The 23,601-nt window shown below is 44.3% G+C and carries 24 protein-coding genes; 22 read left to right on the top strand and 2 right to left on the bottom strand.

Annotated elements, in window-relative coordinates:
* Positions 1-149 precede the first annotated feature (149 nt).
* The 7 genes from EFA47_RS19900 (at position 150) to EFA47_RS12250 (ending at position 6,480) form a co-directional block, all read left to right on the top strand.
* Positions 150-311: a hypothetical protein gene (locus EFA47_RS19900; protein ID WP_164689995.1), complete on the top strand. Its 162-nt coding sequence runs from the start codon at positions 150-152 to the stop codon at positions 309-311.
* On the top strand, positions 301-966 hold the full coding sequence (locus EFA47_RS12275) for a stage V sporulation protein AA (RefSeq protein ID WP_122643546.1): 666 nt from the start codon (positions 301-303) through the stop codon (positions 964-966). Before EFA47_RS19900 ends, EFA47_RS12275 begins: the two co-directional genes overlap by 11 nt.
* Entirely contained in the window at positions 926-1,342 is a 417-nt protein-coding gene (locus EFA47_RS12270; protein ID WP_122643545.1) for a stage V sporulation protein AB, read from the top strand. Before EFA47_RS12275 ends, EFA47_RS12270 begins: the two co-directional genes overlap by 41 nt.
* A gap of 206 nt (positions 1,343-1,548) precedes the next feature.
* On the top strand, positions 1,549-2,715 hold the full coding sequence (locus EFA47_RS12265; protein ID WP_122643544.1) for a BMP family ABC transporter substrate-binding protein: 1,167 nt from the start codon (positions 1,549-1,551) through the stop codon (positions 2,713-2,715).
* 156 nt (positions 2,716-2,871) lie between these two features.
* On the top strand, positions 2,872-4,398 hold the full coding sequence (locus EFA47_RS12260) for an ABC transporter ATP-binding protein (protein ID WP_206215554.1): 1,527 nt from the start codon (positions 2,872-2,874) through the stop codon (positions 4,396-4,398).
* Complete coding sequence (locus EFA47_RS12255; RefSeq protein WP_122643543.1) at positions 4,395-5,495, top strand: ABC transporter permease; 1,101 nt, start codon at positions 4,395-4,397, stop codon at positions 5,493-5,495. The genes EFA47_RS12260 and EFA47_RS12255 overlap by 4 nt, the downstream gene beginning before the upstream one ends.
* Positions 5,488-6,480: an ABC transporter permease gene (locus EFA47_RS12250; protein WP_122643542.1), complete on the top strand. Its 993-nt coding sequence runs from the start codon at positions 5,488-5,490 to the stop codon at positions 6,478-6,480. The genes EFA47_RS12255 and EFA47_RS12250 overlap by 8 nt, the downstream gene beginning before the upstream one ends.
* A 107-nt stretch (positions 6,481-6,587) precedes the next feature.
* On the opposite strand, the gene EFA47_RS12245 is transcribed toward EFA47_RS12250, so the two are convergent.
* Positions 6,588-7,046: a SpoVA/SpoVAEb family sporulation membrane protein gene (locus EFA47_RS12245; RefSeq protein ID WP_122643541.1), complete on the bottom strand. Its 459-nt coding sequence runs from the start codon at positions 7,044-7,046 to the stop codon at positions 6,588-6,590.
* Positions 7,047-7,136: 90 nt separating this feature from the next.
* On the bottom strand, positions 7,137-8,318 hold the full coding sequence (locus EFA47_RS12240) for an iron-containing alcohol dehydrogenase (RefSeq protein WP_122643540.1): 1,182 nt from the start codon (positions 8,316-8,318) through the stop codon (positions 7,137-7,139).
* Positions 8,319-8,681: 363 nt separating this feature from the next.
* Here EFA47_RS12240 and EFA47_RS12235 point away from each other — a divergent pair, with 363 nt between their 5' ends.
* The 15 genes from EFA47_RS12235 to EFA47_RS12165 all read left to right on the top strand — a co-directional run bounded on the left by EFA47_RS12235 (position 8,682) and on the right by EFA47_RS12165 (position 23,484).
* The gene (locus tag EFA47_RS12235) at positions 8,682-10,628 is read left to right on the top strand and encodes a BglG family transcription antiterminator (RefSeq protein WP_122643539.1); all 1,947 of its coding nucleotides are present in this window, start codon (positions 8,682-8,684) and stop codon (positions 10,626-10,628) included.
* Positions 10,629-10,675: 47 nt separating this feature from the next.
* Entirely contained in the window at positions 10,676-11,137 is a 462-nt protein-coding gene (locus EFA47_RS12230) for a PTS sugar transporter subunit IIA (RefSeq protein ID WP_122643538.1), read from the top strand.
* A gap of 1 nt (position 11,138) precedes the next feature.
* Positions 11,139-11,447: a PTS fructose transporter subunit IIB gene (locus EFA47_RS12225; RefSeq protein WP_122643537.1), complete on the top strand. Its 309-nt coding sequence runs from the start codon at positions 11,139-11,141 to the stop codon at positions 11,445-11,447.
* A gap of 1 nt (position 11,448) precedes the next feature.
* A complete protein-coding gene (locus EFA47_RS12220) occupies positions 11,449-12,534 on the top strand; it encodes a PTS fructose transporter subunit IIC (RefSeq protein WP_122643536.1) in 1,086 nt (361 codons plus the stop codon).
* Positions 12,535-12,636: 102 nt separating this feature from the next.
* Entirely contained in the window at positions 12,637-13,521 is an 885-nt protein-coding gene (locus EFA47_RS12215) for a class II fructose-bisphosphate aldolase (RefSeq protein WP_122643535.1), read from the top strand.
* A 326-nt stretch (positions 13,522-13,847) separates the two neighbouring features.
* The gene (gene spoVAD / locus EFA47_RS12210; RefSeq protein WP_122643534.1) at positions 13,848-14,858 is read left to right on the top strand and encodes a stage V sporulation protein AD; all 1,011 of its coding nucleotides are present in this window, start codon (positions 13,848-13,850) and stop codon (positions 14,856-14,858) included.
* Between the two features lie 98 nt (positions 14,859-14,956).
* Complete coding sequence (locus tag EFA47_RS12205; RefSeq protein ID WP_122643533.1) at positions 14,957-15,313, top strand: SpoVA/SpoVAEb family sporulation membrane protein; 357 nt, start codon at positions 14,957-14,959, stop codon at positions 15,311-15,313.
* A 106-nt stretch (positions 15,314-15,419) separates the two neighbouring features.
* Entirely contained in the window at positions 15,420-17,057 is a 1,638-nt protein-coding gene (locus EFA47_RS12200) for a Na/Pi cotransporter family protein (RefSeq protein ID WP_122643532.1), read from the top strand.
* Between the two features lie 312 nt (positions 17,058-17,369).
* Positions 17,370-18,302: a substrate-binding domain-containing protein gene (locus EFA47_RS12195; protein WP_122643531.1), complete on the top strand. Its 933-nt coding sequence runs from the start codon at positions 17,370-17,372 to the stop codon at positions 18,300-18,302.
* The gene (gene pstC / locus EFA47_RS12190) at positions 18,303-19,196 is read left to right on the top strand and encodes a phosphate ABC transporter permease subunit PstC (RefSeq protein WP_122643530.1); all 894 of its coding nucleotides are present in this window, start codon (positions 18,303-18,305) and stop codon (positions 19,194-19,196) included. It begins immediately after the preceding gene.
* Complete coding sequence (gene pstA / locus EFA47_RS12185) at positions 19,189-20,052, top strand: phosphate ABC transporter permease PstA (RefSeq protein WP_122643529.1); 864 nt, start codon at positions 19,189-19,191, stop codon at positions 20,050-20,052. Before pstC ends, pstA begins: the two co-directional genes overlap by 8 nt.
* Before the next feature lie 13 nt (positions 20,053-20,065).
* The gene (gene pstB / locus EFA47_RS12180; RefSeq protein ID WP_122643528.1) at positions 20,066-20,815 is read left to right on the top strand and encodes a phosphate ABC transporter ATP-binding protein PstB; all 750 of its coding nucleotides are present in this window, start codon (positions 20,066-20,068) and stop codon (positions 20,813-20,815) included.
* Positions 20,816-20,818: 3 nt separating this feature from the next.
* Complete coding sequence (phoU, locus tag EFA47_RS12175) at positions 20,819-21,484, top strand: phosphate signaling complex protein PhoU (RefSeq protein WP_122643527.1); 666 nt, start codon at positions 20,819-20,821, stop codon at positions 21,482-21,484.
* 19 nt (positions 21,485-21,503) lie between these two features.
* Complete coding sequence (locus EFA47_RS12170; protein WP_122643526.1) at positions 21,504-22,184, top strand: winged helix-turn-helix domain-containing protein; 681 nt, start codon at positions 21,504-21,506, stop codon at positions 22,182-22,184.
* Positions 22,174-23,484, top strand: a complete 1,311-nt coding sequence (locus EFA47_RS12165; protein ID WP_122643525.1) for a sensor histidine kinase — start codon at positions 22,174-22,176, stop codon at positions 23,482-23,484. Before EFA47_RS12170 ends, EFA47_RS12165 begins: the two co-directional genes overlap by 11 nt.
* The last annotated feature ends 117 nt before the right edge of the window (positions 23,485-23,601 follow it).

Here is a 23,601-nt window from a genome sequence, read left to right as displayed (position 1 = left end):
ATACTTTCCCTGAAATCCGGGATACTAATTCTCAAACGGACATGGCATTCAACTAGAGGTATATTTGACATGTCCATAAAAGCGGTTCTTAGGCAGTGCCGGCACTGTTCCGGGAACGGCGTCAATAGCAGGAAAGGAAGGATGACAGTATGGAAAAAGGAAGAAGAAAAATCCGTATCTGCCTGTTGGGGATTGTACTGGCAGCAGTGGTGATCGGTGTTTTTTACTATTATTATGGCGGCAGCAATACAGGAATAAGCAGTGAAGGGACTCTGGTACAGGCAACAGAGGAGGGGCATCATGTCTGTTAATAAGGACACGGTATATCTGAAGGGTGACAGGGATGTTGAGGTTCAGAAAAGAGACGTCACCCTCGGAGATATTATGGCATTTGAGTGCAGCAATAAAAGTATTATCCCGAAATTAAAGACTTTAAAAATTTTAAAAATACCAGAGGGAAAAAAACAGAGGTTTGTAATCTCCATATTAAAAATTATTGCCTGTATCCATGAGAAATATCCTGGATTGGAGATACAGAATATGGGTGAGCAGGATATTATCATCACTTATGAAGAGCAGAAGACACCGGGAATATTCATGCATATATTGAAAACTGCCATCGTGATGCTTCTCACATTCTGCGGGGCAGCTTTTTCAATTATGGCATTTAATAATGATGTTTCTGTGACAACACTGTTTTCCCAGATTTACGAATATGTGACGGGAACGGGTTCAGACGGCTTTACAATTCTGGAGGTATCGTATTCTGTAGGTGTTACAGTCGGCATACTGGTATTTTTTAATCATTTTGGCAAAAGGCGCTTCACGGTAGACCCCACGCCTATGGAAGTGCAGATGCGGCTTTATGAGAATGATATACAGACAACACTGGTGGAGGATGCGTCAAGAAGGGAGCAGGAGCTGGATGTGGGTAAATCAAATCATATTGGCACTCATAGGACTTAGTGCAGGGGTGGTAGTAGCCGGGGGGTTATTTTCTTTTATAATAGAACTGGGTGTTGTGGCAGATTTTGCAGACAGGACACATACTGCAGATAAGATATTGCTGTATGAAGACTGTGTTGCCGTAGGGGGGATCGTCGGGAACCTTATGTCTGTATTCCAGATCCATATTTCCGGCGGCATGTGGCTGCTTCCTATATTTGGACTGTTGACAGGTGTATTTGTAGGATGCTGGGCCATGGCACTTGCAGAAATATTGAACGTATTCCCTATCTTTGTAAGAAGACTCAAAATCGTGCGCTATGTGTCTGTTTTTATTGTAAGCATGGCTGTGGGGAAGGGACTGGGTGCTGTCCTATTTTTCTTCCAGCGGTGGTAGGGCATGTATGAGTGGCTGTGCCGGATAAAAATAGTTAAATGCCTAATCTGGGCGCTGTGCCCAGCAGCAATTCTTTTTCATGAAATCAGGAATGGAAACTTGACTTATGATTGTGGTCAGTGTAAAATTTAAATGTAGTACAGGCTATCCAATGAAGGAATATGTTTCCCATGAGGGTAGCCAGTTTTTTTTAGGAGGAGAAAAGTATGAAAAAGAAACTGTTAGGCGCGCTGCTGTGCGCAACTATGGTGATCGGCCTGCTTGCTGGCTGTGGTGCACCGGCCGCTGAATCAGGAAGTAGCGACACAAAGGAAAAGACAGAGGCCGCGGGCATTGCCAAAGAGGACCTTAAAGTAGGATTTGTACATGTGTCTGACCCAAGTGATATGGGGTATACCTATAATCAGGATTTGGGTACAAAGGAGATGCAGGAAGCCATTGGCTTAAGCGATGACCAGATTGTCAATAAATTCAATGTCCCTGAGGGGGCAGAGTGTGATACAGCACTCAGGGAGCTTGTGGATGCAGGCTGTAATATCATCTTTGCAACAAGCTTTGGATTTGAAGATTACGTAAAAGAGGTTGCAGCAGAGTACCCCGAGATTCAGTTCTGCCATGCCACAGGCTATCAGGCAGCAGATTCAGGCCTGGATAATATGCATAATTATTTTGCCTCTATTTATGAAGGGCGTTACCTGGCAGGTATCGCGGCAGGCATGAAAACAGAGTCAAATAAACTGGGATACGTAGCTGCATTTCCGTTTGCGGAGGTAATCAGCGGCTATACAGCATTTTATTTGGGCGCAAAGAGTGTGAATCCAGATGTGACAATGGATATTATGTATACGAATTCATGGAATGACCCAACTGTAGAGTCACAGGTTGCAAAAGCATTGATTGAGCGTGGGTGCGACGTTGTTTCCCAGCACTCAGATTCTACAGCCCCGGCGACAACGGCTGAGGAAAATGGGGTATGGCAGGTAGGATATAATAATGATATGATAGAGGCGGCGCCTAAAGCTTCCCTGATTTCTGCCCGGATTGACTGGGGCATCTATGTGACTGACGCTGTCCAGGCAATGATTGACGGCGAGGAGATCCCCGTTGACTGGTGCAAAGGACTTGCAGACGGTGCAGTATATCTTTCCCCGTTGAACACAGACATCGCAGCTGAGGGGACACAGGAAGCCATTGACAAGGCAGAGGAAGCGCTTAAGTCAGGAGAGATTCATGTATTTGACGGCCCTCTTAAAGGCACGAGTCCGGACGGCGAGACAATTGAAGTAGAGGAAGGCGATTACTATCACGAGCAGGAAGAAAGTTCTGCACCATCCTGGAGTTATATTATAGAAGGATGTAATGTGGTTGAATAGCTGATTTAATGAGGAATAAGTTCATTGGCAGAGCCGTTACATAACGGCTCTGTTTTTGGAAGCACAGTACCCTTGTCTATTGAGGGGGTTAATATAAAACACGCAGAGAAGAAGGAGAGTGAGGATGTGGGCAAAGAGACAAATTATGCTGTAAAAATGCAACATGTCACCAAGACATTTGGCAAGGTAGTGGCCAACAGAGATGTAGACCTGGAATTGAAAAACGGGGAGATTTTGGCACTCCTTGGGGAGAATGGGAGCGGCAAGACAACATTGATGAATATGCTTTCGGGCATCTACTTCCCTGATCATGGTGAGATACATGTGCATGGCAGGCCAGTCACAATCCGTTCTCCCAGGGATTCATTTGACCTGGGCATCGGTATGATCCATCAACATTTTAAGCTGGTGGAAGTCCTGACAGCGGCGGAGAATATTGTGCTGGGACTAAATGGCAGGGTTACGGTGAACCGCAGGGAAATTAACAGTAAGGTGGGGGAGCTTGCTGACCGGTATGGTTTTGAGATAGACCCTACAAAGAAAATATACAATATGGCTGTCTCAGAGAAACAAACTGTAGAAATTTTAAAGGTACTCTATAGAGGCGCAGACATATTGATACTGGATGAACCTACTGCAGTGCTGACTCCCCAGGAGACAGAGAAACTGTTTGCTGTGCTGAGGAACATGAAGGAGGATGGTAAATCAATTATTATTATTACACATAAACTTCATGAGGTGCTTTCTATATCTGACCGGGTGGCTATTTTGCGCAAGGGTGAGTACATAGGTGCCGTAGATACTGACAAGACCAGCCAGGCCCAGCTGACTGAAATGATGGTCGGGCGGCCAGTCAGCCTGGAAATTGACAGGCCTGAGATAGAAAGAGGCCAGGAAAAGCTCCAGGTTATTGACGTTACCTGTTTAAGCGGGGATGGCGTGAAAGCTCTTGACAATGTTTCTTTTTCTGCTTATGGCGGGGAAATACTGGGTGTGGCAGGGATAGCCGGCAGCGGCCAGAAGGAGTTGTGCGAGGTGATAGCGGGATTATATCCGACAGTGGGAGGCTCTGTACTGTATGCTGGAGAATTGGACGGGGAACCCATCAAGGAAAGGATTTTGGGGCTGAAGCCGGATGAGATTGTGAAAAAGGGGATTTCTATGGCATTTGTCCCGGAGGACAGGCTGGGAATGGGTCTTGTTGCAGGGATGGATATGACGGATAATGTTATGCTGCGCAGCTACAAAAATAATAAAGGGCTGTTTGTGGACAGAAAGACTCCAAAAGCACTGGCCAGCCAGCTCATTGAAGATCTGGAAATTGTAACCCCGGGTGTGGAAACCCCAGTGGGAAGGCTTTCAGGAGGGAATGTGCAGAAGGTGCTGTTGGGAAGGGAGATTGCCTGCAGTCCTTCTGTCTTGATTGTGGCTTACCCGGTACGCGGACTGGACATTAACTCTTCTTACAGAATATATGACTTGCTGAACGAGCAGAAGCAAAAGGGTGTGGCGGTAATTTTTATAGGAGAGGATCTGGATGTGCTGATGGAGTTATCCGACAGGATTATGGTTCTGTGCGGTGGCAAAGTAAGTGGTATTGTGGATCCCCAAAAAGTAACAAAGGAAGATATTGGACTAATGATGATACATGTAGACGGCAAGAGTGAGGAGGTGGGTGCATGAGCAGAAATCAAAATGCACAGGCAAAGGAGCCTCTGATACGTATGGTAAAGAGGGATGTGATTTCAAGACAGAAATCCTGGGGAATACGGGGAATTGCATTCCTTCTCTCCCTGATAACCGGGGGACTTTTAATTTTATTTCTGGGACACAACCCCTTGTCCGTCTATAAGGCTATGGTGGTTGGTTCATGGGGATCCCGGACAGTCATACATGAGACAGTCAAGCTGGCAATCCCCCTTTTGATTACAGCTATTGGCATTTCTTTTGCTTTTAAAATGAAGTTCTGGAATATCGGGGCAGAGGGACAGATATTAGTGGGTGCAGTGGCGGCAGGTTTTTTTGGACTTTTTACCGCCCATATTCTGCCTAAGCTTCCTCTGGTAGTTCTTATGCTCCTGGCCGGGATGGCGGCAGGCGGGTTGTACGGGCTTCTCCCGGCAGTCTGTAAGGCAAAATGGGGGACAAATGAGACTTTGTTTACCTTGATGCTGAATTATATTGCCCTGGCTTTTATTAAATATCTCATGAACGGGCCCTGGAAGGCTCCTGGAAGCAGCTTCCCGAAGATTGCCATGCTTGTGCCTGGGGCGCGGCTGACAAAAGTACTTGGCGTACACTGGGGATGGATTTTGGCTTTAGTATTAGTTGTTATTTCCTACATATATTTTAATAAGACAAAACAGGGATATGAAATTGCTGTTGTGGGAGAGAGTAATAATACAGCGCGGTATGCGGGGATTAATGTCAGTAAAGTGTTCATTAGGACTATGTTTTTATCAGGCGCACTCTGTGGACTTGTGGGGATGCTGCAGTTTGCAGGGGCAGATTATACTATTACGGAAGGGACGGCAGGAGGCGTGGGATTTACAGCCATCACAGTGGCCTGGCTGGCAAAGATGAATCCCTTTGGGATGCTGGCTGTCTCTGTATTTATTGCGATGCTGGAGAGAGGCTCCAACACTATCCAGACAAATTTTAAAATACCTGCGTCTGCCTCTGACCTTCTGATTGGAATCATTTTATTCTTTATGCTCGGGTGTGAGTTCTTTATTACGTACCGTCTGATATTCCGGGGGAAGGAGGAAAGACATGATTAGTACATTAAACAGTTTGTTTATTGCTGCCGTGCTGGCCGGCACGCCGCTTCTTCTGGGCGCCCTGGGGGAGATACTGACAGAGAAGTCTGGCAATCTGAACCTGGGCGTTGAGGGGATGATGTTTATGGGGGCCATTACCGGATTGGCAGGTTCATATTATTATGAGCAGGGTGTAGCTAAGGCCGGGGGGGCGGCAAGTGGAATTGTGTCTGCCCTGATTGCCCTGGCAGTATCCTTTGCAGCAGGTGCCTTCGGTGCATTGATTTATAGCTTCCTGACCATATCTCTTAGGGCAAACCAAAATGTGACAGGCCTGACATTGACAATATTCGGTACTGGTTTCGGGAATTTTTTTGGAGAATATATTGGACAGAAAGCTGGGGGATATGTGGCAGTAGGCAGTGCAACTAAAGAGGCCTTTTCCAGGCTCCACATTCCAGTGCTCTCGGATATCCCCATACTCGGGAAATTGCTTTTCCAATATAATTGGCTTGTCTATTTTGCGATTGTGCTTGCTGTACTGATGGCCTGGTTTTTTAATAAATCCAGGGTAGGCCTGAACCTAAGGGCTGTAGGGGAAGATCCTGCCACAGCAGACGCGGCGGGAATCAATATTACAAAATATAAATATGCAGCAACTGTGATAGGCGGAGGGATCTGCGGGATCGGCGGTATGTATATGAGTATGGTGACAACATCGGGCGTGTGGGTACATGGATGTGTCAGCGGCTATGGCTGGCTGGCGGTTGCCCTGGTTATTTTTGCGACCTGGAGCCCTGCAAGAGGGATGTTGGTTGCCCTTATTTTTGGAGGCCTGACTATTATGCGTATGTACATAAATATTCCCGGCCTGCCTGCACAGATCTATGACATGGTTCCTTATGTTGCGACGATCATTGTACTTGTGGTGACTAGCATGAGACAGAGTAAGGAACATGCACAGCCTAAGAGCTGCGGGCTCAATTACTTCCGGGAGGAGCGTTAAAACAGCAGCTTTTTCTCACTAATAAATGATATATGCCTGCCTGTGCGCAGGCATAAGTAATGGCACTTCGCTTTAATTTGTGAAGTGCCATTTTTCATGTCCTATATTTAAATGAATTTAGAAATCCAGTACAGTAACCCCAGTACCCAGCTAGTAAAAATCCCATAGAGTATGACAGGGCCGGCAATAGTGAAAATCTTACATCCGATTCCAAATACCTGCCCTTCTTTTTTATATTCAATGGCCGGGGCCGCCACTGAATTAGCAAAACCTGTGATAGGGACTAGGGCCCCTGCGCCGCCCCATTTGGCGATTTTAGGGTATACATTGATTCCTGTAAGGATTACGCTGATAAGTACAAGCAGCATGGAGGTCCATCCACTGCATTCGTCTTTAGACAGGGATTGAAGTTCACAGTAATTGTAGATGAACTGCCCCAGAGTACAAATAATTCCTCCAGTGACAAATGCCTTTGCCATATTTACATACACATTGTGGACAGGAGTTTTCTGTTTTACATAATCCTCATACTGTTTCTGTTGTTTCATTTTTTCAACTTTGTCCATAGAAAACTCTCCTTTTTTTCATTATCATGTGATTTAGTATTTGGAAAAAAAGATAGAATATACCAGCCAATTCTATGAAAAAGTAAAATTTTATTTTTTTGCCATCTCGTATATTTTAATAACATCATCTTTATATAAAGTTTGGAAAAATCCTACATGCCCTCCACCGGCGGCCACACACTTTTCGGCCATCTCGTGGATCTGTGCATCTGAGGGTTCAATGCCAAGTTCTTTCATATTTGTAGGCATGCCTATTTTACGGCACCATTCTTCCCACGCTTCAATGCCCTTGAGTGCAGTGCTTTCCACATCATAGAAATTTTCCTCCACATGAAACACACGCACGGCAAATTGGGCAAACCGGTAAGGGTTTGTTTTTAACACATACCTAGCCCAGCTTCCCCATATAGCACATAAGCCTGCACCGTGAGCTACATCAAACATTCCCCCGAGTTCGTGTTCAATTTTATGGGAGGCGAAATCTGCTACCCGACCTGTACCGGTAAGTCCGTTGTGGGATAGGCTCCCCGCCCACATCAGGGCCGCGCGCGCTTCATAGTTGTCTGGCTCATGTACGGCAGTTATGGCGGCTTCCCGTACAGAGACAAGTAGTCCCTCGGCCATACGGTCAATCAGATCTACGTCAGAGGTATTTGTAAAGTAACGCTCCATCGTGTGCATCATAATGTCAGACGCACCGCTGGCAGTCTGGTATACCGGGAGTGTGAAGGTGAGCTCAGGGTTCATGACCGCAAATTTAGGACGGGCGCAGTCATGGTTGTATGAGCGTTTGAGCATACCTTCCTCAATTGTAATAACCATGGAATTACTCGTCTCTGATCCAGTAGCGGCAATAGTAGAAATGCAGCCTATGGGGGCAATTTTATCAGTTGCTGTTTTTCCTAGAAGCAAATCTTCAAGAGGAAAATCATTGGCCAGGCCATATCCGATTCCTTTGGCAGAGTCAATGGCACTTCCTCCTCCGATTGGGAGAAGGAAATCAACCCCCTCCTCTTTACATAACCGGATACCTTCTTTGACAAGGCTTAAGCGGGGATTGGGCACTACGCCGCCTAAATCTATGTATTTTAGGCCTGCATCCTGAAGGCCCTGATGTATCTTATCCAGGGTACCGTTTTCCTGGAGAAAGGTTCCACCAAAATGCACTAGTACTTTATGCCCTCCCAGTGCCTTGATTTCACGGCCTGCCTCCGCTTCAGTACCTCTGCCAAAAATTACTTTAGTGGGATTGTAAAATTCAAAATTAATCATATAAAATCCTCCTTATAATAATATTCATAGCCAGAAAACGCTGGCTTTTTCTATAGTTTCATTATAAAAACTTTTTATATAAATGAATAATTGAAAAATTTCACCAAATAGGTGAAACAAAATATGGTGAAAATGAAATGCAAATCAAAGCAGGGCAGTATGCACAAAAATATAAATGACTATATAGAAAAAAAGTTATTAAATTAGATAAAATAGATAATAAATACATATAAAATGCAAAAAAATACGGGGAATTTGACATAAATTGCACTAAGTCTTTGATTTAAAGTGCAATTATATGTTTTGAAAAAATATATAGCGGGCAGATATAATATGTTCAAGCAGCATGAGGGAGGTGGCCAGATGTTTTTACCAAGAGAAAAGAAAATATTGAATATGCTTTTAAAAAATGAAAAGAAATTTACTACATCTCAGATTGCTGCAGAATTAAAGGTAAGTCCAAGGACAATTAAAACAGACATTAAGAAAATTAATGAGATATTGGAAAAGCATTCCTGTTCTATACGTACAAAGCAGGGCGTGGGACTTTGGCTGGACCTTGACGCAGATGGTGAACAATATTTGAGAATGGCTTTGTATGAAGTACAGGATTCTTATATATCAGCAGATGTAAGAAAGTACTATATAGCTGCTGCCCTTCTGAACAACAAGGACTTTACCTCCATGGAGGCAATGTCTGGGAGATTTTATGTAAGTAAGGGGACCATTGTAAATGATATCAATGAATTGGAACCATTTTGGGAAAAATTTGGGATTCATTTTACTAAAAAGGTTAAGCTCGGGGTCAAGGCCTGGGGTTCTGAAAAACAAATAAGGCTGGCCCTTATTGATGCATTGAAAAGAGCGGCAGGAGAACCTGGAAAGTCTGCTGTAGAGAAAGTACAAATACTTTTTGAAGATGTGGACCTGATACTGTTAAAGGAAGTCGTTCTGGAGACAGAGAAAAGATTTCATTTTGTGCTCACGGATATTTCTTTTGATGAATTTCTTGTACAGCTTGCAGTTATGATTCAGCGTGTCAAGATGGACTCCCTGGTAGAGACAGATAATCCCGGTTCCTTTGATGTGGGGAGGCAGGAATGGTTTATCAGCCAGTACTTAAAGGAAGAGATTACAGTGCATATGGGGATAAAGATTCCAGAAGAAGAAGTCACATATCTGCTCTCCTGCCTTAAAGGGATGCGCTTTCAGGTTCCTATTATAAAAGAAAAGGATAAGGATAAGCTGCGGGTCAGGGCACCGGAAATGTTTGATTACATGGAAGAAGTCCTACATGAAATTGATGGAAAGTACCATCTTGATTTAGGAGAAGATGAGGAGCTGGCATGTGCTATGTTTGACCATCTGGAGTGTATGGTCCACAGGATCCAAAGTAAAATGTATTTGGCAAATCCAATATTGGAATCTGTAAAAAAGGAGATGTTCTATGAGTATGAGATAGCCTCCTACTTAATTTCGAAATTTAGTACCCGCTACAAAATTGAAGCAACAGAGGATGAGATAGGATATATAACGTTTCATATCGGCGCTTCTATTGAGAGAATGGCCCAGAAGAAAAAGAAGAACTTGTCGGTTACTGTTGTATGTACCACAGGAATAGGCACTTCACAGTTTATCTCCATGAAATTGGGACGGCTTTTCCCAGACCTGGAAATCAGGCAGATTATTTCGGGAAATCAGGCGGAGAATTTGGAGGGCAATGGGCAGGATTTTGTGATTTCGACTGTGCCGCTGTACTTAAAAGGGATAGATGTGATCCAGGTTTCCTCTGTCCTCAATGATACAGATGTGTCACATATAAGAAAGTATATTGGGAAAAAGGAGAATCAGCATGGTGAAGGAAAATGCAGCTATTCATATTTAAGAGGAGTTTTACATGAGGATATTTCCATTTTAGACTGTGACTTAAAGTCAAGGGAAGAAGTAATTGAGCTGCTGGGCAGCAGGATGCTGAGAGAGGGGTACGTGGACGGGGGGTATGTGAGGTCAGTCTTTGAGAGGGAGGGATTATCAGACACATCCATAGGAAACCTGGTGGCAATCCCACATGCCTTCGAGGGGCATATTTTGAAACCAGGAATTGGAATGCTGACTCTTCAAAAACCAATAGCCTGGGGAAACGAAAAAGTACAGCTGGTATTTATGCTGGCGTTAAATGCCAGGACTAAAAATGACTTTCAGGGGATTTTTGGGGAGATACTTGATTTGACTAAAAATATAAAAGATTTAGGGCAGGTTCTTAAGGCCAGGAAATTTAATGATATTGAAATCTTAAAAAATATGCAGTGAAATATCCAGCAGGCGGGGATCAGCAGAGAAAGGAATAATTAGACTTTATGAATATTGCAGAAATGGTTGATGAGAAGTTGGTATCTTTTGGCTTTGAGGCTGAGACAAAAGATGATGTTTTGACGGGCCTCGGTAAAATGATGTATGACGCAGGTAAAGTAAACAGCCTGAAACAATATATAGATGGACTTTACGAAAGGGAGGCTGAATTTTCCACGGGAGTGGGAAATGGCGTTGCAATACCCCATTGCAAATCCAACTGTGTCAGAGAAGCGGCATTTACATTAGTGAAACTTAAAAATTCGGTGGAGTGGGAAACCCTGGATGGACGTCCGGTTGACTATGTAATTATGCTTGCAGCGCCAGAATCCTCAGATAACACGCATTTAAAAATGTTGTCCAGGCTTGCGTCAAATCTGATGGATGATGATTTCCGGGAGGCGCTTAAGGCAGCGTCATCTGTACAGGAAATTAAAAGGTTATTTAAAAATAAAAAGGAGGAAGAGTAATATGTTTATTTTGGGAGTGACAAGCTGCCCGGTAGGAATTGCACATACCTATATGGCCGCATCAAATCTTGAAAAATGTGCTAAAAAAAGGGGACTGGAAATCAAAATTGAAACCCAGGGGGCGACAGGTGTTGAAAATGAGATTACAAAGGAGGATATTGCCAGGGCAGATGGTGTGATTGTGGCCAGCGATGTAAGGATTAAGAACAGCGGACGTTTCGATGCACTTCCCACACTTACTGTGGGTGTCAGTGAGGCGATTAAGGATGCTGAGGGTATAATTGATGAATTGATGGAGGCGTTGGGATAAAATGGCAGAGATAAAGAGGAAAGTAAAAAAGAAAAGCCAGGGAGCATTTTTAAGAGATTCCATTATGACAGGTATTTCCTATATGATCCCTGTTATTGTAGGGGCGGGGGTGATACAGGCAATTGCAAAAGCTATGGGAGGGTATGATATTGGAAATCATATGGATGAAATTGACACCCTGGCAAAGGCCATCATGCTTTTAGGACAGAATATGATGAATTTTGTAGTACCAGTAATTGCGGCATTTATTGCCTATGCCATGGCTGATAAACCGGGACTGGCCCCAGGATTTGTCATGGGCGCCCTGGCTGGTGCCATTAATACAGGGTTTGTGGGCGGCGTCGTGGGCGGTATCATGGTCGGCTATTTTGTCCTGGCAGTTAAGAAGATTAAAGTACCTAAAGCAATTCAGGGTATCATGCCTATTTTAGTAATCCCAGTCCTGGCCACTCTTGTCTGCGGACTTTTGATGTATTATGTTGTCGGTGTGCCGATCCGTGTGTTTATGGAATGGCTGACTGCAGGCCTGACATCTTTAAGCGGAGGGTCTAAATTCGTTCTGGGTGCAGTTATCGGTGCCATGATCTGTTTTGACCATGGCGGGCCTATTAATAAGACTGCAGCGCTCTTTGTCAATGGACTGAATGCAGACGGGTTTCTAATCCCCACATCTGCCAAAATGTGTGCTGGAATGACTTCACCTCTTGGAATCGGACTTGCATGTTTTCTTGGGGGTAAAAAGAAGTTTACAGACGGCGAGCGGGAGCAGGCCAAATCCTTGTTTATTCTGTCTTGCTGCTATGTGCAGGAGGGGGTCATTCCGTTTCTGATGAAGGATCCCATACGGGTGGCTATTTCTTGTATGACCGGAGGTGCCATTACTGGGGGACTGTGTATGATTTCTGCACTGGAATCCCCGGCTGTCCACGGAGGCGCCTTTGTAGTGGCTATGACATCTAATCCTCTTTTATTTGTGGGATACTGGCTGCTTGGAGGATGCATTACAGGAGTATTGTACGCAATTTTGAGAAAACCGCTGCCAGAAGGATATGTGGAGAGTGAAGAAGATACAGTGTCTATTATATAAATTTTTGCAGTGGAACTTATTTTTAAGGCGGAGAAATAAGGGGTTAATCCAGTTTAGCCGCCAGTTAAATGAATGCGGTATTAATTTTGAAAGGATAAAAACATGTATGTATCGATGAAAGACATGCTCTGGCATGCACATAAAAATCAGTATGCAGTGATGGCAATTAATTGTGTGAATATGGAGCAGGCAAAGGCTATCATTCAGTCTGCAGAGGAGGAAAAGTCTGCGGTAATACTTAATATTTCCCCCCGCCAGATGAAGGCCCACGGGCATGGGGATATTCTCGCACCTATGATTAAGGGGATGGCTGAAAAAGTTTCTGTTCCGATTGCATTTAATCTAGACCATGGGGCCGATCTGGGAGATATTACAAAAGCAATAAAATATGGTTTTTCCAGTGTAATGATCGATTCCTCCAGCTATACGTTTGAGGAAAATATACGGAGAACACAGCTTGTGGCATCTCTTGCCCATAGTATGGGATTATCTTGCGAGGCGGAGCTTGGCCATGTAGGGATGGCGAATCAGGCGGACAATGAAAAAAGAGATCTCTATACGGATCCCGGACAGGCAAAAGAATTTGTGGAAAAGACTGGCTGTGACTGTCTGGCCGTGGCTATAGGGACCGCCCATGGAAGTTATCCCCAAGGATTTGTCCCCAGGCTGGATTTTGAACGCCTGAGATTACTGAAACAGACATTAAAAATGCCTCTTGTACTCCATGGTGGTTCCGGCGCAGGGGATGAAAACATCAAAAAAGCTGTTGCCTGTGGAATCAACAAAATTAATGTTTGTACAGATCTTTTTAAACATGCCAGGAAAGCCACTGCGCAGGCACTTGAAAAGAATCCTGAAATTGATTATATGGATTTGTGTATAGCCGCACAGAATGCGATGAAAGAATTTATTAAAGAATATATGAGAGTCATCGGATCCAGCGGACGCTACAATTTTGAAGGATATAAAGGAGTGGAATTAGATTAGAGAAAGGCGGAGATGGAAATATTCTGAAAACGGTTGTCAAAGGGGACAGTCCCTCCTGCAGGAGGGACTGTCCCCTTTGCAAAAATACGTACTTTTAATATAAATAATCGTAAAACCCGAAGTTTTATTCAGTAAACTTAAGGACTATTGTCTGATAATTTAATGAATTTTATTTTTTATATTTAAATGCCCATTATTCGAATGGAGTGTTTCATATATCTATCGAAGGAGTCCACTAAGCAGGCCATTAAATGTATAGTTTGGAAAAAGTAAGAGATACTATTTCTTAAAATCCGATAGAAAATATATGGAAATGAGGGAATAGGATGAATCAAACGAAAGGAAGCCAGAGTATTGGCTTTGGAGAATCACCTTATCTTATCAGCAGCGGATCTGTTGTTGGCAGTAAAGAGTCAGAGGGACCGCTTGCAAAATTATTTGATATGGCCAACCAAGATGATCTTTTCGGAGGCAAGACTTGGGAGGAGGCCGAGAGTAATATGCAGAAAGAGGCGTGTGTACTTGCGCTTGGCAAGGCACATATTACACCTGAAAAGGTCAGGTATCTATTTGGGGGAGACCTGCTGCGCCAGGGCATTGCCACATCAATGGGGGTGGAGGCTCTGCAGATTCCTATGTTTGGGTTATATGGAGCGTGCTCTACTTCCGGCGAGGCTCTGGCATTGAGTGCAATGAGTGTTGCTGCAGGATATGGTGACTATATGCTTGCAGTTACGTCCAGCCATTTCGGCAGTGCAGAAAAAGAATTCCGTTTTCCTCTCGGCTATGCTAGCCAGAGGCCATTATCTGCACATTGGACAGTAACTGGCAGTGGGGCGTTTCTTGTGGGAACAGAGAAAAGCCACGTACGGATCAGCGGTGTAACTGTTGGGAGAATTGTAGATTATGGATTAAAGGATTCACAAAATATGGGTGCATGTATGGCTCCAGCGGCAGCTGATACTATTGAACAGAATTTAAAAGATTTTGGCAGACAGGTAGAAGATTACGATAGAATCGTGACAGGCGACCTGGGATATGTTGGACAGGACATCCTGTTCGACCTGATGAAGAAAAAAGGATATGATATTAAGACAAAACATATGGATTGCGGAATGACCATTTTTGACCAGCAGATGCAGGACACCCATGCAGGAGGCAGCGGCTGCGGCTGTGCGGCAGTTACATTATCTGCTTATATCCTTCCCAAAATAAAAAAAGGAGAGTGGAAGAGAATACTTTTCGTTCCTACAGGCGCACTCATGTCCACAGTAAGTTTTAATGAAGGTGCCAGCGTTCCCGGAATCGCACATGCAATTGTTTTGGAACATTGCTGATTAAATTTAGGTACAGGTCAGAAAGCAAATAGGTACACCATTAAAGTTAATTGAGGACGTAACAAAAATAAAAAGGCTACGTCCTAAAAGGAGGTTTTATGGACTACATTTATGCATTTTTAATAGGTGGGATTATCTGTGCATTGGTGCAGATACTGCTGGACCGGACGAAGTTGATGCCAGGGAGGATTATGGTACTTCTTGTATGCAGCGGCGCAGTGCTTGGGTTCTGCAATATTTATGAACCGTTCCAGAAGTTTGCGGGGGCAGGGGCCAGCGTACCCCTTTTGGGATTTGGGAATGTGTTGTGGCAGGGTGTGAAAAAGGCCGTCGATACGGATGGATTTCTTGGGATTTTCATGGGGGGATTTACGGCCAGTGCAGTGGGCATATCAGCAGCGCTCATATTTGGATATATGGCCTCATTCATTTTTGAGCCTAGAATGAAAAAGTAAAATATATATAAAATATAAGTAAAATTTTGTTGTGTTTTGCAAACGATAATGTTATCGTAATAGTACGGGAAAACTTAATATAGCTGTATACTATAGGAGGAAGCGTATGAATTACGTAGGCATTATTATTCCTTTTGTCGGCGGACTCGGCATGTTTATTTATGGAATGCAGATTATGGCCCAGGGCCTGGAGAATGCTGCCGGCAGTAAGATGAAGACATTACTGGAAGCACTGACGAAGAATAAGTTTTTTGGGGTTCTGCTCGGTGCTTTTATTACGGCTGTAATCCAGAGCTCTTCCGCGACTACGGTCATGGTCGTGGGTTTTGTAAATGCAGGGATCATGAATCTTACCCAGGCCATGGGAGTTATAATGGGTGCGAATATCGGCACAACTGTGACAGGCTGGCTCGTATCCAGTGTGGAGTGGGCCAAATTTTTAAGTCCCGGTAATTTGGCGCCTATAGCCATTATGGTAGGCGTGATTGTTATGCTTACAGGGACACGGCGTTCCACTAAGGATGTTTCCAGTATCATTGTTGGCTTTGGGCTTTTGTTTGTCGGTATCACCACCATGTCATCTGCTGTTGCGCCTTTACAGGAATCTGAGGGATTCCGCAGCCTTTTTGTGACACTTGGCCACAATCCGCTGTTGGGGGTCGTAGCAGGGGCGGTTGTTACTGCTATCATTCAAAGCTCATCTGCATCTGTGGGTATTTTGCAGAGTCTTGCTGGGGCAGGCCTGGTTCCCTTTAATGCAGCAGTATATATCATTATGGGACAGAATATTGGTACCTGTGTGACTGCGATCATGTCCAGCATTGGGGCGAAAAAGACGGCTAAGACAGCGGCGGTGATGCATCTTCTGTTTAATATTATTGGAACGATTATTTTCAGCATTGTGGCAATCGTCTTTTTCAAAATCATTAATCCGGCTGCTGGCAACGGCCTGATTACACAGACAGAGATAAGTACTGTCCATACGATATTCAATATTGGCACTACGATACTGCTGTTCCCTGTTTCAGACTGGATTATTAAACTTGCAAAGAAACTGGAAAAAGGGGATGAGAAGGAAACAGACGAAAGCCGTGTGCTTTTAGATGACAGAATGCTGGAGACGCCAAGCATCGCGCTGCAGTCCACAGTCAGTGAGGCTGTACGCATGGGGAATATTGTAAAAGTAACTCTGGCAAAATCGAAGGATGTTATGTTTACTAAAGACTATCAGAAGATTCTGGAGATTAAAGAGGAAGAAAGCACTGTGGACAGGCTGTGCAGCGGTATTACGGATTATGTCATTAAAATCAGCTCACTTTCTATTAATGAAAAGGAGCACCAGCGTGTGGCAAGCCTTCTGCAGATATTATCTGATATAGAGCGTATTAGTGATTATTGTGAAAATATTTCTGAATTTGCAGAAACGCTGCAGTCACGTAAAGCGGAATTTACAGAAATTGGCACCGCAGAATTAAAGGAAATGATGGATGTATGTATAGACAGCTATATATATGCGATAGAAGCCTTTGAGGAAGATAGCAAAGAGAAGGCTATGAAAGTCATTGAAAAAGAGAGCCAGGCTGACGATCTTGAAATTAGGATCAGGTCGAGCCATATGAAGAGGCTGGCAAATAATCAGTGCAATACAGATGCAGGCATTGTTTTTTTAGATGCACTTGTCAGCCTGGAGCGTATTTCAGACCACTCCCGGAATATTGCTGAGGAAGTATTGACAGGGGCATAAGAATTTACGCAGGCGCACAGGACTCACGTATATACCAATATTGGTGATAATTTTATAGAACCCGGGGCATAATATTTGCCTCTGGTTCTTTTTATATGTCAGTATAGGCCATGGCGGTGGGGGAAGTATTCCAGCCATGCAGTTTCAGATGTACGTTGGCACTGGTGCATCCAAATGATTTAACCTAGATTTAACAATTGGCACATTACATATTTTACAATTCTCTTTTATGATTGCAACTGTGAAGGAAATAAAGAGTTTAAGCAAGAAGTAATCACAGGATATTTTGTGAAAGTAAAGGAGATTTGTAAAATGAAAATGAAAAAGTTTATTGCAGCAATATCTATGGTTAGCATGTTGGCAATCGGTGTTACAGGATGCGGCAGCTCAGATGCAGGAACAGATAATACCTCAGATGCTTCGGGGGACACAAATACAGAAGCTTCCGCTGACTGGGACAGCACAAATGATATAACTATAGTATCCCGTGAAGATGGGTCAGGGACAAGAGGCGCGTTTATAGAACTGTTTGGGATAGAGGAGAAAAATGGAGACGAAAAAGTCGACATGACAACTGAGGAGGCACAGATAACAAACAGTACATCTGTTATGCTGACTACAGTTTCAGGGGATGAATATGCAATTGGATATGTCTCTCTGGGTTCATTAGATGAAAGCGTTAAAGCAGTAAAGATTGACGGCGCTGAGGCAACAGCTGATAACGTAAAATCAGGAGATTACAAAGTATCCAGGCCGTTCAACATTGCAACAAAAGAAGATTTAGACAATGAAGTGGCAAAAGACTTTGTAAACTTTATTATGAGTGAAGAGGGCCAGGCAGTTGTTGAAGAAAACCACTATATAGCAGTAGATGACGTAAAGCCTTTTGAGGGGACATCACCGTCAGGAAAAGCTGTAGTGGGAGGCTCTTCCTCTATTGCCCCAGTTATGGAAAAGCTGATCGAAGCATATAAAGCTGTAAATCCAGATGCAGAGATCGAACTTCAGACAACAGACTCCACAACGGGAATGACATCCGCTATTGATGGCAGCTATGATATCGGTATGGCTTCCAGAGAACTAAAAGATGATGAATTGTCTGGAGGACTTACCCCGACAGTTATCGCTACAGACGGTATTGCGGTAATCGTTAATAATAACAGTACAGTGGATGAGCTGAGCAGTGAACAGGTAAAAGCGATCTATACAGGCGAGGCTCTTACATGGGATGAGGTAATCGAATAAATGAAATCAAAAGCATGGAATGAGAAATTCATGCAGGGAGTGTTCTTTATTGCCGCCTGTGCTTCGGTGCTGGCGGTAGCTCTCATTTGTATCTTTTTATTTGCAAATGGGATCCCCGCAATGAAAGAAATCGGATTTTTCAAATTTGTGTCAGGAGAAATGTGGAAACCCAATAACAGTATATATGGAATACTTCCTATGATAATAGGCAGTATCTATGTGACAGCAGGAGCCATACTTTTTGGCGTGCCTATTGGAATATTGACTTCTGTGTTTATGGCGATGTACTGCCCGAAAAAAATTTACAGGCCTCTCAAAGCCGCAACAGAATTGCTGGCAGGAATCCCTTCGGTCGTATATGGTTTTTTTGGCCTGGTTGTTTTAGTGCCCTGGATCAGAGAATTTGGGAGGACGTTAAAAGCTATGGGGTTAGTAAGAAGCAGTGGAAATGGCAATAGTATACTGACTGCCTCCATTCTTCTCGGGATGATGATTCTTCCAACAATTATCGGGGTGACAGAGTCCGCCATCCGTTCAGTGCCGCCGCAGTATTATGAGGGGGCCCTTGCCCTTGGGGCGACCCGTGAGAGAAGTATTTTCCGTGTTATTATGCCTGCTGCAAAATCAGGGGTGATAGCCGGGATTGTGCTTGGAATCGGGCGCGCCATAGGGGAAACAATGGCAGTTATTATGGTAGCCGGGAACCAGGCCAGGATGCCGGCCGGCATTTTAAAAGGGGTGCGTACTCTTACCGCCAATATTGTGATTGAGATGGGGTATGCCACAGATTTGCACAGAGAGGCTTTGATTGCCACGGGTGTTGTTCTCTTTGTGTTTATCCTTATTATAAATTTCAGTGTAGCTTTATTGAACAGGAGGTCAGAACGTGAGTAATCAAACAACATTCGGCCAGAAGCTGAAAAATTATTTGAAAAACCATCCCGGATCCTTTCTTGTGATGCTGCTGGTTATCCTGGGCGCAGTCCTGACATTTACAGTACTGATTTTCCTGATAGTGTATATCCTTGTACATGGGATTCCCTATATTAAGCCGTCACTCTTTTCATTTACTTATACATCCGACAATGCATCGCTGATGCCGGCCCTAATCAATACTCTTACAATGACATTTCTTTCCCTGCTGGTTGCTGTCCCGCTGGGGATATTTGCGGCTATTTTTTTAGTCGAGTATGCGAAGAGGGGTAACAAGTTCATGAATGTAATACGCCTTACCACAGAGACGCTTTCAGGCATCCCTTCTATCGTGTATGGACTGTTTGGAATGCTGTTTTTTGTAAATACGCTGGGATGGGGATTTTCTCTGCTTGCAGGGGCGTTTACATTGGCAATCATGATTCTGCCGCTGATTATGCGCACCACGGAGGAAGCGTTAAAGTCTGTGCCTGATTCCTTCCGGGAAGGAAGCTTTGGATTGGGGGCAGGGAAACTGCGGACAGTATTCCGTATCGTCTTACCCTCTGCGGTGCCTGGAATCCTGGCAGGTGTGATTCTGGCCATTGGCAGGATTGTGGGAGAGACTGCAGCGCTTATGTATACAGCGGGGACTGTGGCCAATGTACCTTCCAGTGTGATGGGTTCAGGGAGGACGCTGGCCGTGCATATGTATAATCTGGCCAGCGAGGGACTGTATATGGATCAGGCATATGCAACAGCGGTGGTGCTGCTTGTGCTGGTAGTCGGGATCAATGCAATATCCAGCGTAATAGCAAGAAAATTAACGAAAGCGTAGAAAGGTAATAGAGATGGGAAAAATAAGTATCAAAAATCTGGACTTGTATTACGATGATTTCAAAGCCCTAAAGGATGTAAACCTGGAAATAGAACCCAATAAAATCACCGCTTTTATCGGGCCCAGTGGATGTGGGAAATCAACACTGTTAAAATCAATTAACCGGATGAACGACTTGGTGGAAGGGTGCCGTATAGAAGGAGAGATTCTGCTGGACGGAGAAAATATCTTTAAAGGCATGGATGTGAATATTCTCAGAAAAAGAGTCGGCATGGTGTTCCAGAAACCGAATCCTTTTCCAATGAGTATTTATGATAATATCGCATTTGGCCCGAGAACCCATGGAATCCATTCTAAGGCCAAGTTAGATGACATAGTGGAAAGATCCCTGCGCAATGCTGCCATTTGGGATGAGTGTAAAGACAGGCTGAAAAAGAGTGCCCTGGGAATGTCAGGGGGACAGCAGCAGCGACTTTGTATTGCAAGGGCTTTGGCTGTGGAGCCTGAAGTTCTTCTGATGGATGAACCCACCTCAGCCCTGGACCCAATTTCCACATCCAAAATTGAAGATCTTGCTATGGAGCTGAAAAAAGATTATACTATTGTCATGGTAACACATAATATGCAGCAGGCAGTGCGCGTGTCGGATAATACGGCCTTCTTTCTTCTCGGTGAGGTTGTAGAATACAATGATACGGAGAAATTATTCTCCATACCGGCAGATAAAAGGACAGAGGATTATATTACAGGGAGGTTTGGTTAGGATATGCGTAATAAATTTGATATGCAGTTACAGTTACTGGAGGAGCAGCTTACACATATGGGTGAGCTCTGTGAGATAGCCATAGCCAAGGCTACAAAGGCGCTGAAGGAGGGGAGTCCTGAACAGGCCAGGGCAATTATGGCGGCTGATGAGGAGATTGACCAGATAGAGAAGGATATTGAGAGACTCTGTCTGAAGCTGCTTTTACAGCAGCAGCCAGTGGCAAAGGATCTGCGGAGGATTTCTGCAGCTCTGAAAATGATTACGGATATGGAACGTATCGGTGACCAGACTTCTGATATTGCGGAGATTGTAATTTCATCGGGAAACAACACGGCAGTGGATATTAAAGAAATCGGGACTATGGCAGCAGCAGCCAGCAAGATGGTGCGTGACAGTGTGACAGCATATGTATCCAAAGATCTTGAGCTGGCGGAGAGTGTAATGAAAGCGGATGATGTGGTAGATGAGCTGTTTAACACTATCCGCGATGAACTGATCCGTTATATCCGTGCAGAGAAAGGTGAAAATGGAGGTAATATTTTCGATCTGATTATGGTAACAAAGTATTTGGAGCGTATTGGTGACCATGCCACAAATATTGCTGAATGGGTAGAATTTTCCATTACAGGCGTGCACCGTAATAATGCCGTGCTGGAAGAGAAATAAAAAAGAGGAGCTATTTATAATGATATATTGCGTGGAAGATGATGATAACATCCGGGAGCTTGTAATATATACATTGGAAACAACAGGGTTAAAAGCGCAGGGGTTTGCCGACGGCAGCGCATTTATGGAAGCTTTGGCGTTTGATACGCCAGAGCTTATTTTGCTTGATATCATGCTGCCGGGAGAGGATGGCCTGGCCCTGCTTTCCAAACTGAAGGGTTCTGCCAAGACAAAGGATATACCAGTCATTATGGTAACGGCAAAGGGAGCAGAATATGACAAAGTAATCGGACTGGATTCAGGGGCCGATGACTATGTGACAAAGCCTTTTGGAATGATGGAGCTTGTATCCAGGATTAAAGCTGTCATGCGCCGTACCGGGCAAAAGATAGATAAAACAGATATCAGCATAGCGGGGGTGCGGATCAATATTAAAAAGCATGAGGTGACTGTAGATGGAACCCCGGTGACGCTGACCTTAAAGGAGTTTGAGCTTTTAGAGAGGCTGATGCGTAACCAGAATATAGTGTTGACAAGAGACCAGCTTCTGGAGGATATATGGGGATATGACTTTGACGGGGAAACCAGGACAGTGGATGTACATGTAAGGACTCTCCGCCAAAAGCTGGGAAGTAAGGGAGAGATTATAGAGACGGTCAGGGGGGTCGGATACAGGGTAGGGGGATATCATGAGGATTAGGATCCAGAGGAGCATGATGCTTGTTATATTTGGTACCCTACTTATTTCATATCTAATATTGACAGTTGCCCTGTATGGCCATAACATGGATTTAATGAAGATGGAGGTCAGGCAGGAGGCCAGATATATCAGATCAGCAATTAATATTACAGGCTCCTTATACCTGGAGAAAATGGATGAGGTAGATGTGCGGACAAGGGTCACACAGATATCTTCTGATGGCGCCGTGATCTACGATTCTGGCAGAGATGCTAAAACTTTGGACAGCCATAAATCCAGGAAAGAAGTACAGCAGGCGCTGTCCAAGGGGACTGGGGAAGATGTAAGGATGTCTGATACCCGGGGGCAGGAAATGTACTACTATGCTCTTTTACTTGAGAATGGGACAGTGCTGCGGGTAGCAAAGTCTATGGATAATTTAGCTGCCACTGCCATGAGTGTACTGCCTGTGATGGGGGTTCTGGCAGTATTTATGCTGTTTCTGGCCTGGCTTTTGGCAAAGTGGCAGACAGCGAGGCTGATAAAACCAATCAATGAATTAAATATTGAGCATCCGCTGGACAATGACATTTATCCAGAACTGGCCCCCTTGTTACGGGCAATAGATGCGCAGAATCAGGAGAGAGAGGCTGTCTCCAACATGCGGAAGGAATTTTCCGCAAATGTTTCCCATGAACTGAAGACGCCTCTGACCTCTATATCTGGTTATGCGGAGATTATAAAAAATGGGATGGTCAGGCCCCAGGATATTCCTAATTTTTCTGAGAGAATCTACAAGGAGGCCAGGCGCCTGATTACTCTTGTGGAGGATATTATCAAGCTTTCCAGGCTGGACGAAGAGTCTGTAGAACTGGAGAAAGAGGATGTGGATCTTTATCATTTATGCCGGGAAATTATAAGCAGGCTTTCCCCCCAGGCGGCGGCAAAGAATGTACGGTTTGTCATTGCAGGGGAGCCGGTTATCTATCATGGGATCCGGCAGATTTTAGATGAGATGATTTATAATATTTGCGAAAATGCAATCAAGTATAATGTGCAGGGCGGCAGGGTATCCGTATGGGTGGGGAATACTCTTGAAGGCCCCAAAGTCAGCGTGGCAGATAATGGCATAGGGATACCGAAGGAGCACCAGGAGAGAATCTTTGAGCGTTTTTACCGTGTGGATAAGAGCCACTCTAAAGAAAGAGGGGGGACAGGGCTTGGACTGTCTATTGTTAAGCACGGCGCGCTGCTTCATGGTGCAAAGGTCTTTGTGGACAGCGAAATAGGGAGCGGGACACGGATAGATATAAAATTCTAAAGATTTTTCCGGGAGATATGCCCCACGGAGGGGATAGTGGACGCATGGCATACATTGCCCTGCAGAAGTCTTGCCAAAATGCTGAGACAGAAAATGCGTAACCTGATAAAGATAAAT

This window comes from Luxibacter massiliensis (assembly GCF_900604355.1).
GTDB classification, from domain to species: Bacteria; Bacillota; Clostridia; order Lachnospirales; family Lachnospiraceae; genus Luxibacter; species Luxibacter massiliensis.
This window is presented reverse-complemented; position numbering and strand designations above follow the sequence as displayed.

Bases quoted from the DNA above. Each gene is read 5' to 3' on its own strand.
- EFA47_RS19900 (WP_164689995.1), top strand. From the start codon at position 150: ATGGAAAAAGGAAGAAGAAAAATCCGTATCTGCCTGTTGGGGATTGTA.
- EFA47_RS12275 (WP_122643546.1), top strand. From the start codon at position 301: ATGTCTGTTAATAAGGACACGGTATATCTGAAGGGTGACAGGGATGTT.
- EFA47_RS12270 (WP_122643545.1), top strand. From the start codon at position 926: ATGTGGGTAAATCAAATCATATTGGCACTCATAGGACTTAGTGCAGGG.
- EFA47_RS12265 (WP_122643544.1), top strand. From the start codon at position 1,549: ATGAAAAAGAAACTGTTAGGCGCGCTGCTGTGCGCAACTATGGTGATC.
- EFA47_RS12260 (WP_206215554.1), top strand. From the start codon at position 2,872: ATGCAACATGTCACCAAGACATTTGGCAAGGTAGTGGCCAACAGAGAT.
- EFA47_RS12255 (WP_122643543.1), top strand. From the start codon at position 4,395: ATGAGCAGAAATCAAAATGCACAGGCAAAGGAGCCTCTGATACGTATG.
- EFA47_RS12250 (WP_122643542.1), top strand. From the start codon at position 5,488: ATGATTAGTACATTAAACAGTTTGTTTATTGCTGCCGTGCTGGCCGGC.
- EFA47_RS12245 (WP_122643541.1), bottom strand. From the start codon at position 7,046: ATGGACAAAGTTGAAAAAATGAAACAACAGAAACAGTATGAGGATTAT.
- EFA47_RS12240 (WP_122643540.1), bottom strand. From the start codon at position 8,318: ATGATTAATTTTGAATTTTACAATCCCACTAAAGTAATTTTTGGCAGA.
- EFA47_RS12235 (WP_122643539.1), top strand. From the start codon at position 8,682: ATGTTTTTACCAAGAGAAAAGAAAATATTGAATATGCTTTTAAAAAAT.
- EFA47_RS12230 (WP_122643538.1), top strand. From the start codon at position 10,676: ATGAATATTGCAGAAATGGTTGATGAGAAGTTGGTATCTTTTGGCTTT.
- EFA47_RS12225 (WP_122643537.1), top strand. From the start codon at position 11,139: ATGTTTATTTTGGGAGTGACAAGCTGCCCGGTAGGAATTGCACATACC.
- EFA47_RS12220 (WP_122643536.1), top strand. From the start codon at position 11,449: ATGGCAGAGATAAAGAGGAAAGTAAAAAAGAAAAGCCAGGGAGCATTT.
- EFA47_RS12215 (WP_122643535.1), top strand. From the start codon at position 12,637: ATGTATGTATCGATGAAAGACATGCTCTGGCATGCACATAAAAATCAG.
- spoVAD (WP_122643534.1), top strand. From the start codon at position 13,848: ATGAATCAAACGAAAGGAAGCCAGAGTATTGGCTTTGGAGAATCACCT.
- EFA47_RS12205 (WP_122643533.1), top strand. From the start codon at position 14,957: ATGGACTACATTTATGCATTTTTAATAGGTGGGATTATCTGTGCATTG.
- EFA47_RS12200 (WP_122643532.1), top strand. From the start codon at position 15,420: ATGAATTACGTAGGCATTATTATTCCTTTTGTCGGCGGACTCGGCATG.
- EFA47_RS12195 (WP_122643531.1), top strand. From the start codon at position 17,370: ATGAAAATGAAAAAGTTTATTGCAGCAATATCTATGGTTAGCATGTTG.
- pstC (WP_122643530.1), top strand. From the start codon at position 18,303: ATGAAATCAAAAGCATGGAATGAGAAATTCATGCAGGGAGTGTTCTTT.
- pstB (WP_122643528.1), top strand. From the start codon at position 20,066: ATGGGAAAAATAAGTATCAAAAATCTGGACTTGTATTACGATGATTTC.
- phoU (WP_122643527.1), top strand. From the start codon at position 20,819: ATGCGTAATAAATTTGATATGCAGTTACAGTTACTGGAGGAGCAGCTT.
- EFA47_RS12170 (WP_122643526.1), top strand. From the start codon at position 21,504: ATGATATATTGCGTGGAAGATGATGATAACATCCGGGAGCTTGTAATA.
- EFA47_RS12165 (WP_122643525.1), top strand. From the start codon at position 22,174: ATGAGGATTAGGATCCAGAGGAGCATGATGCTTGTTATATTTGGTACC.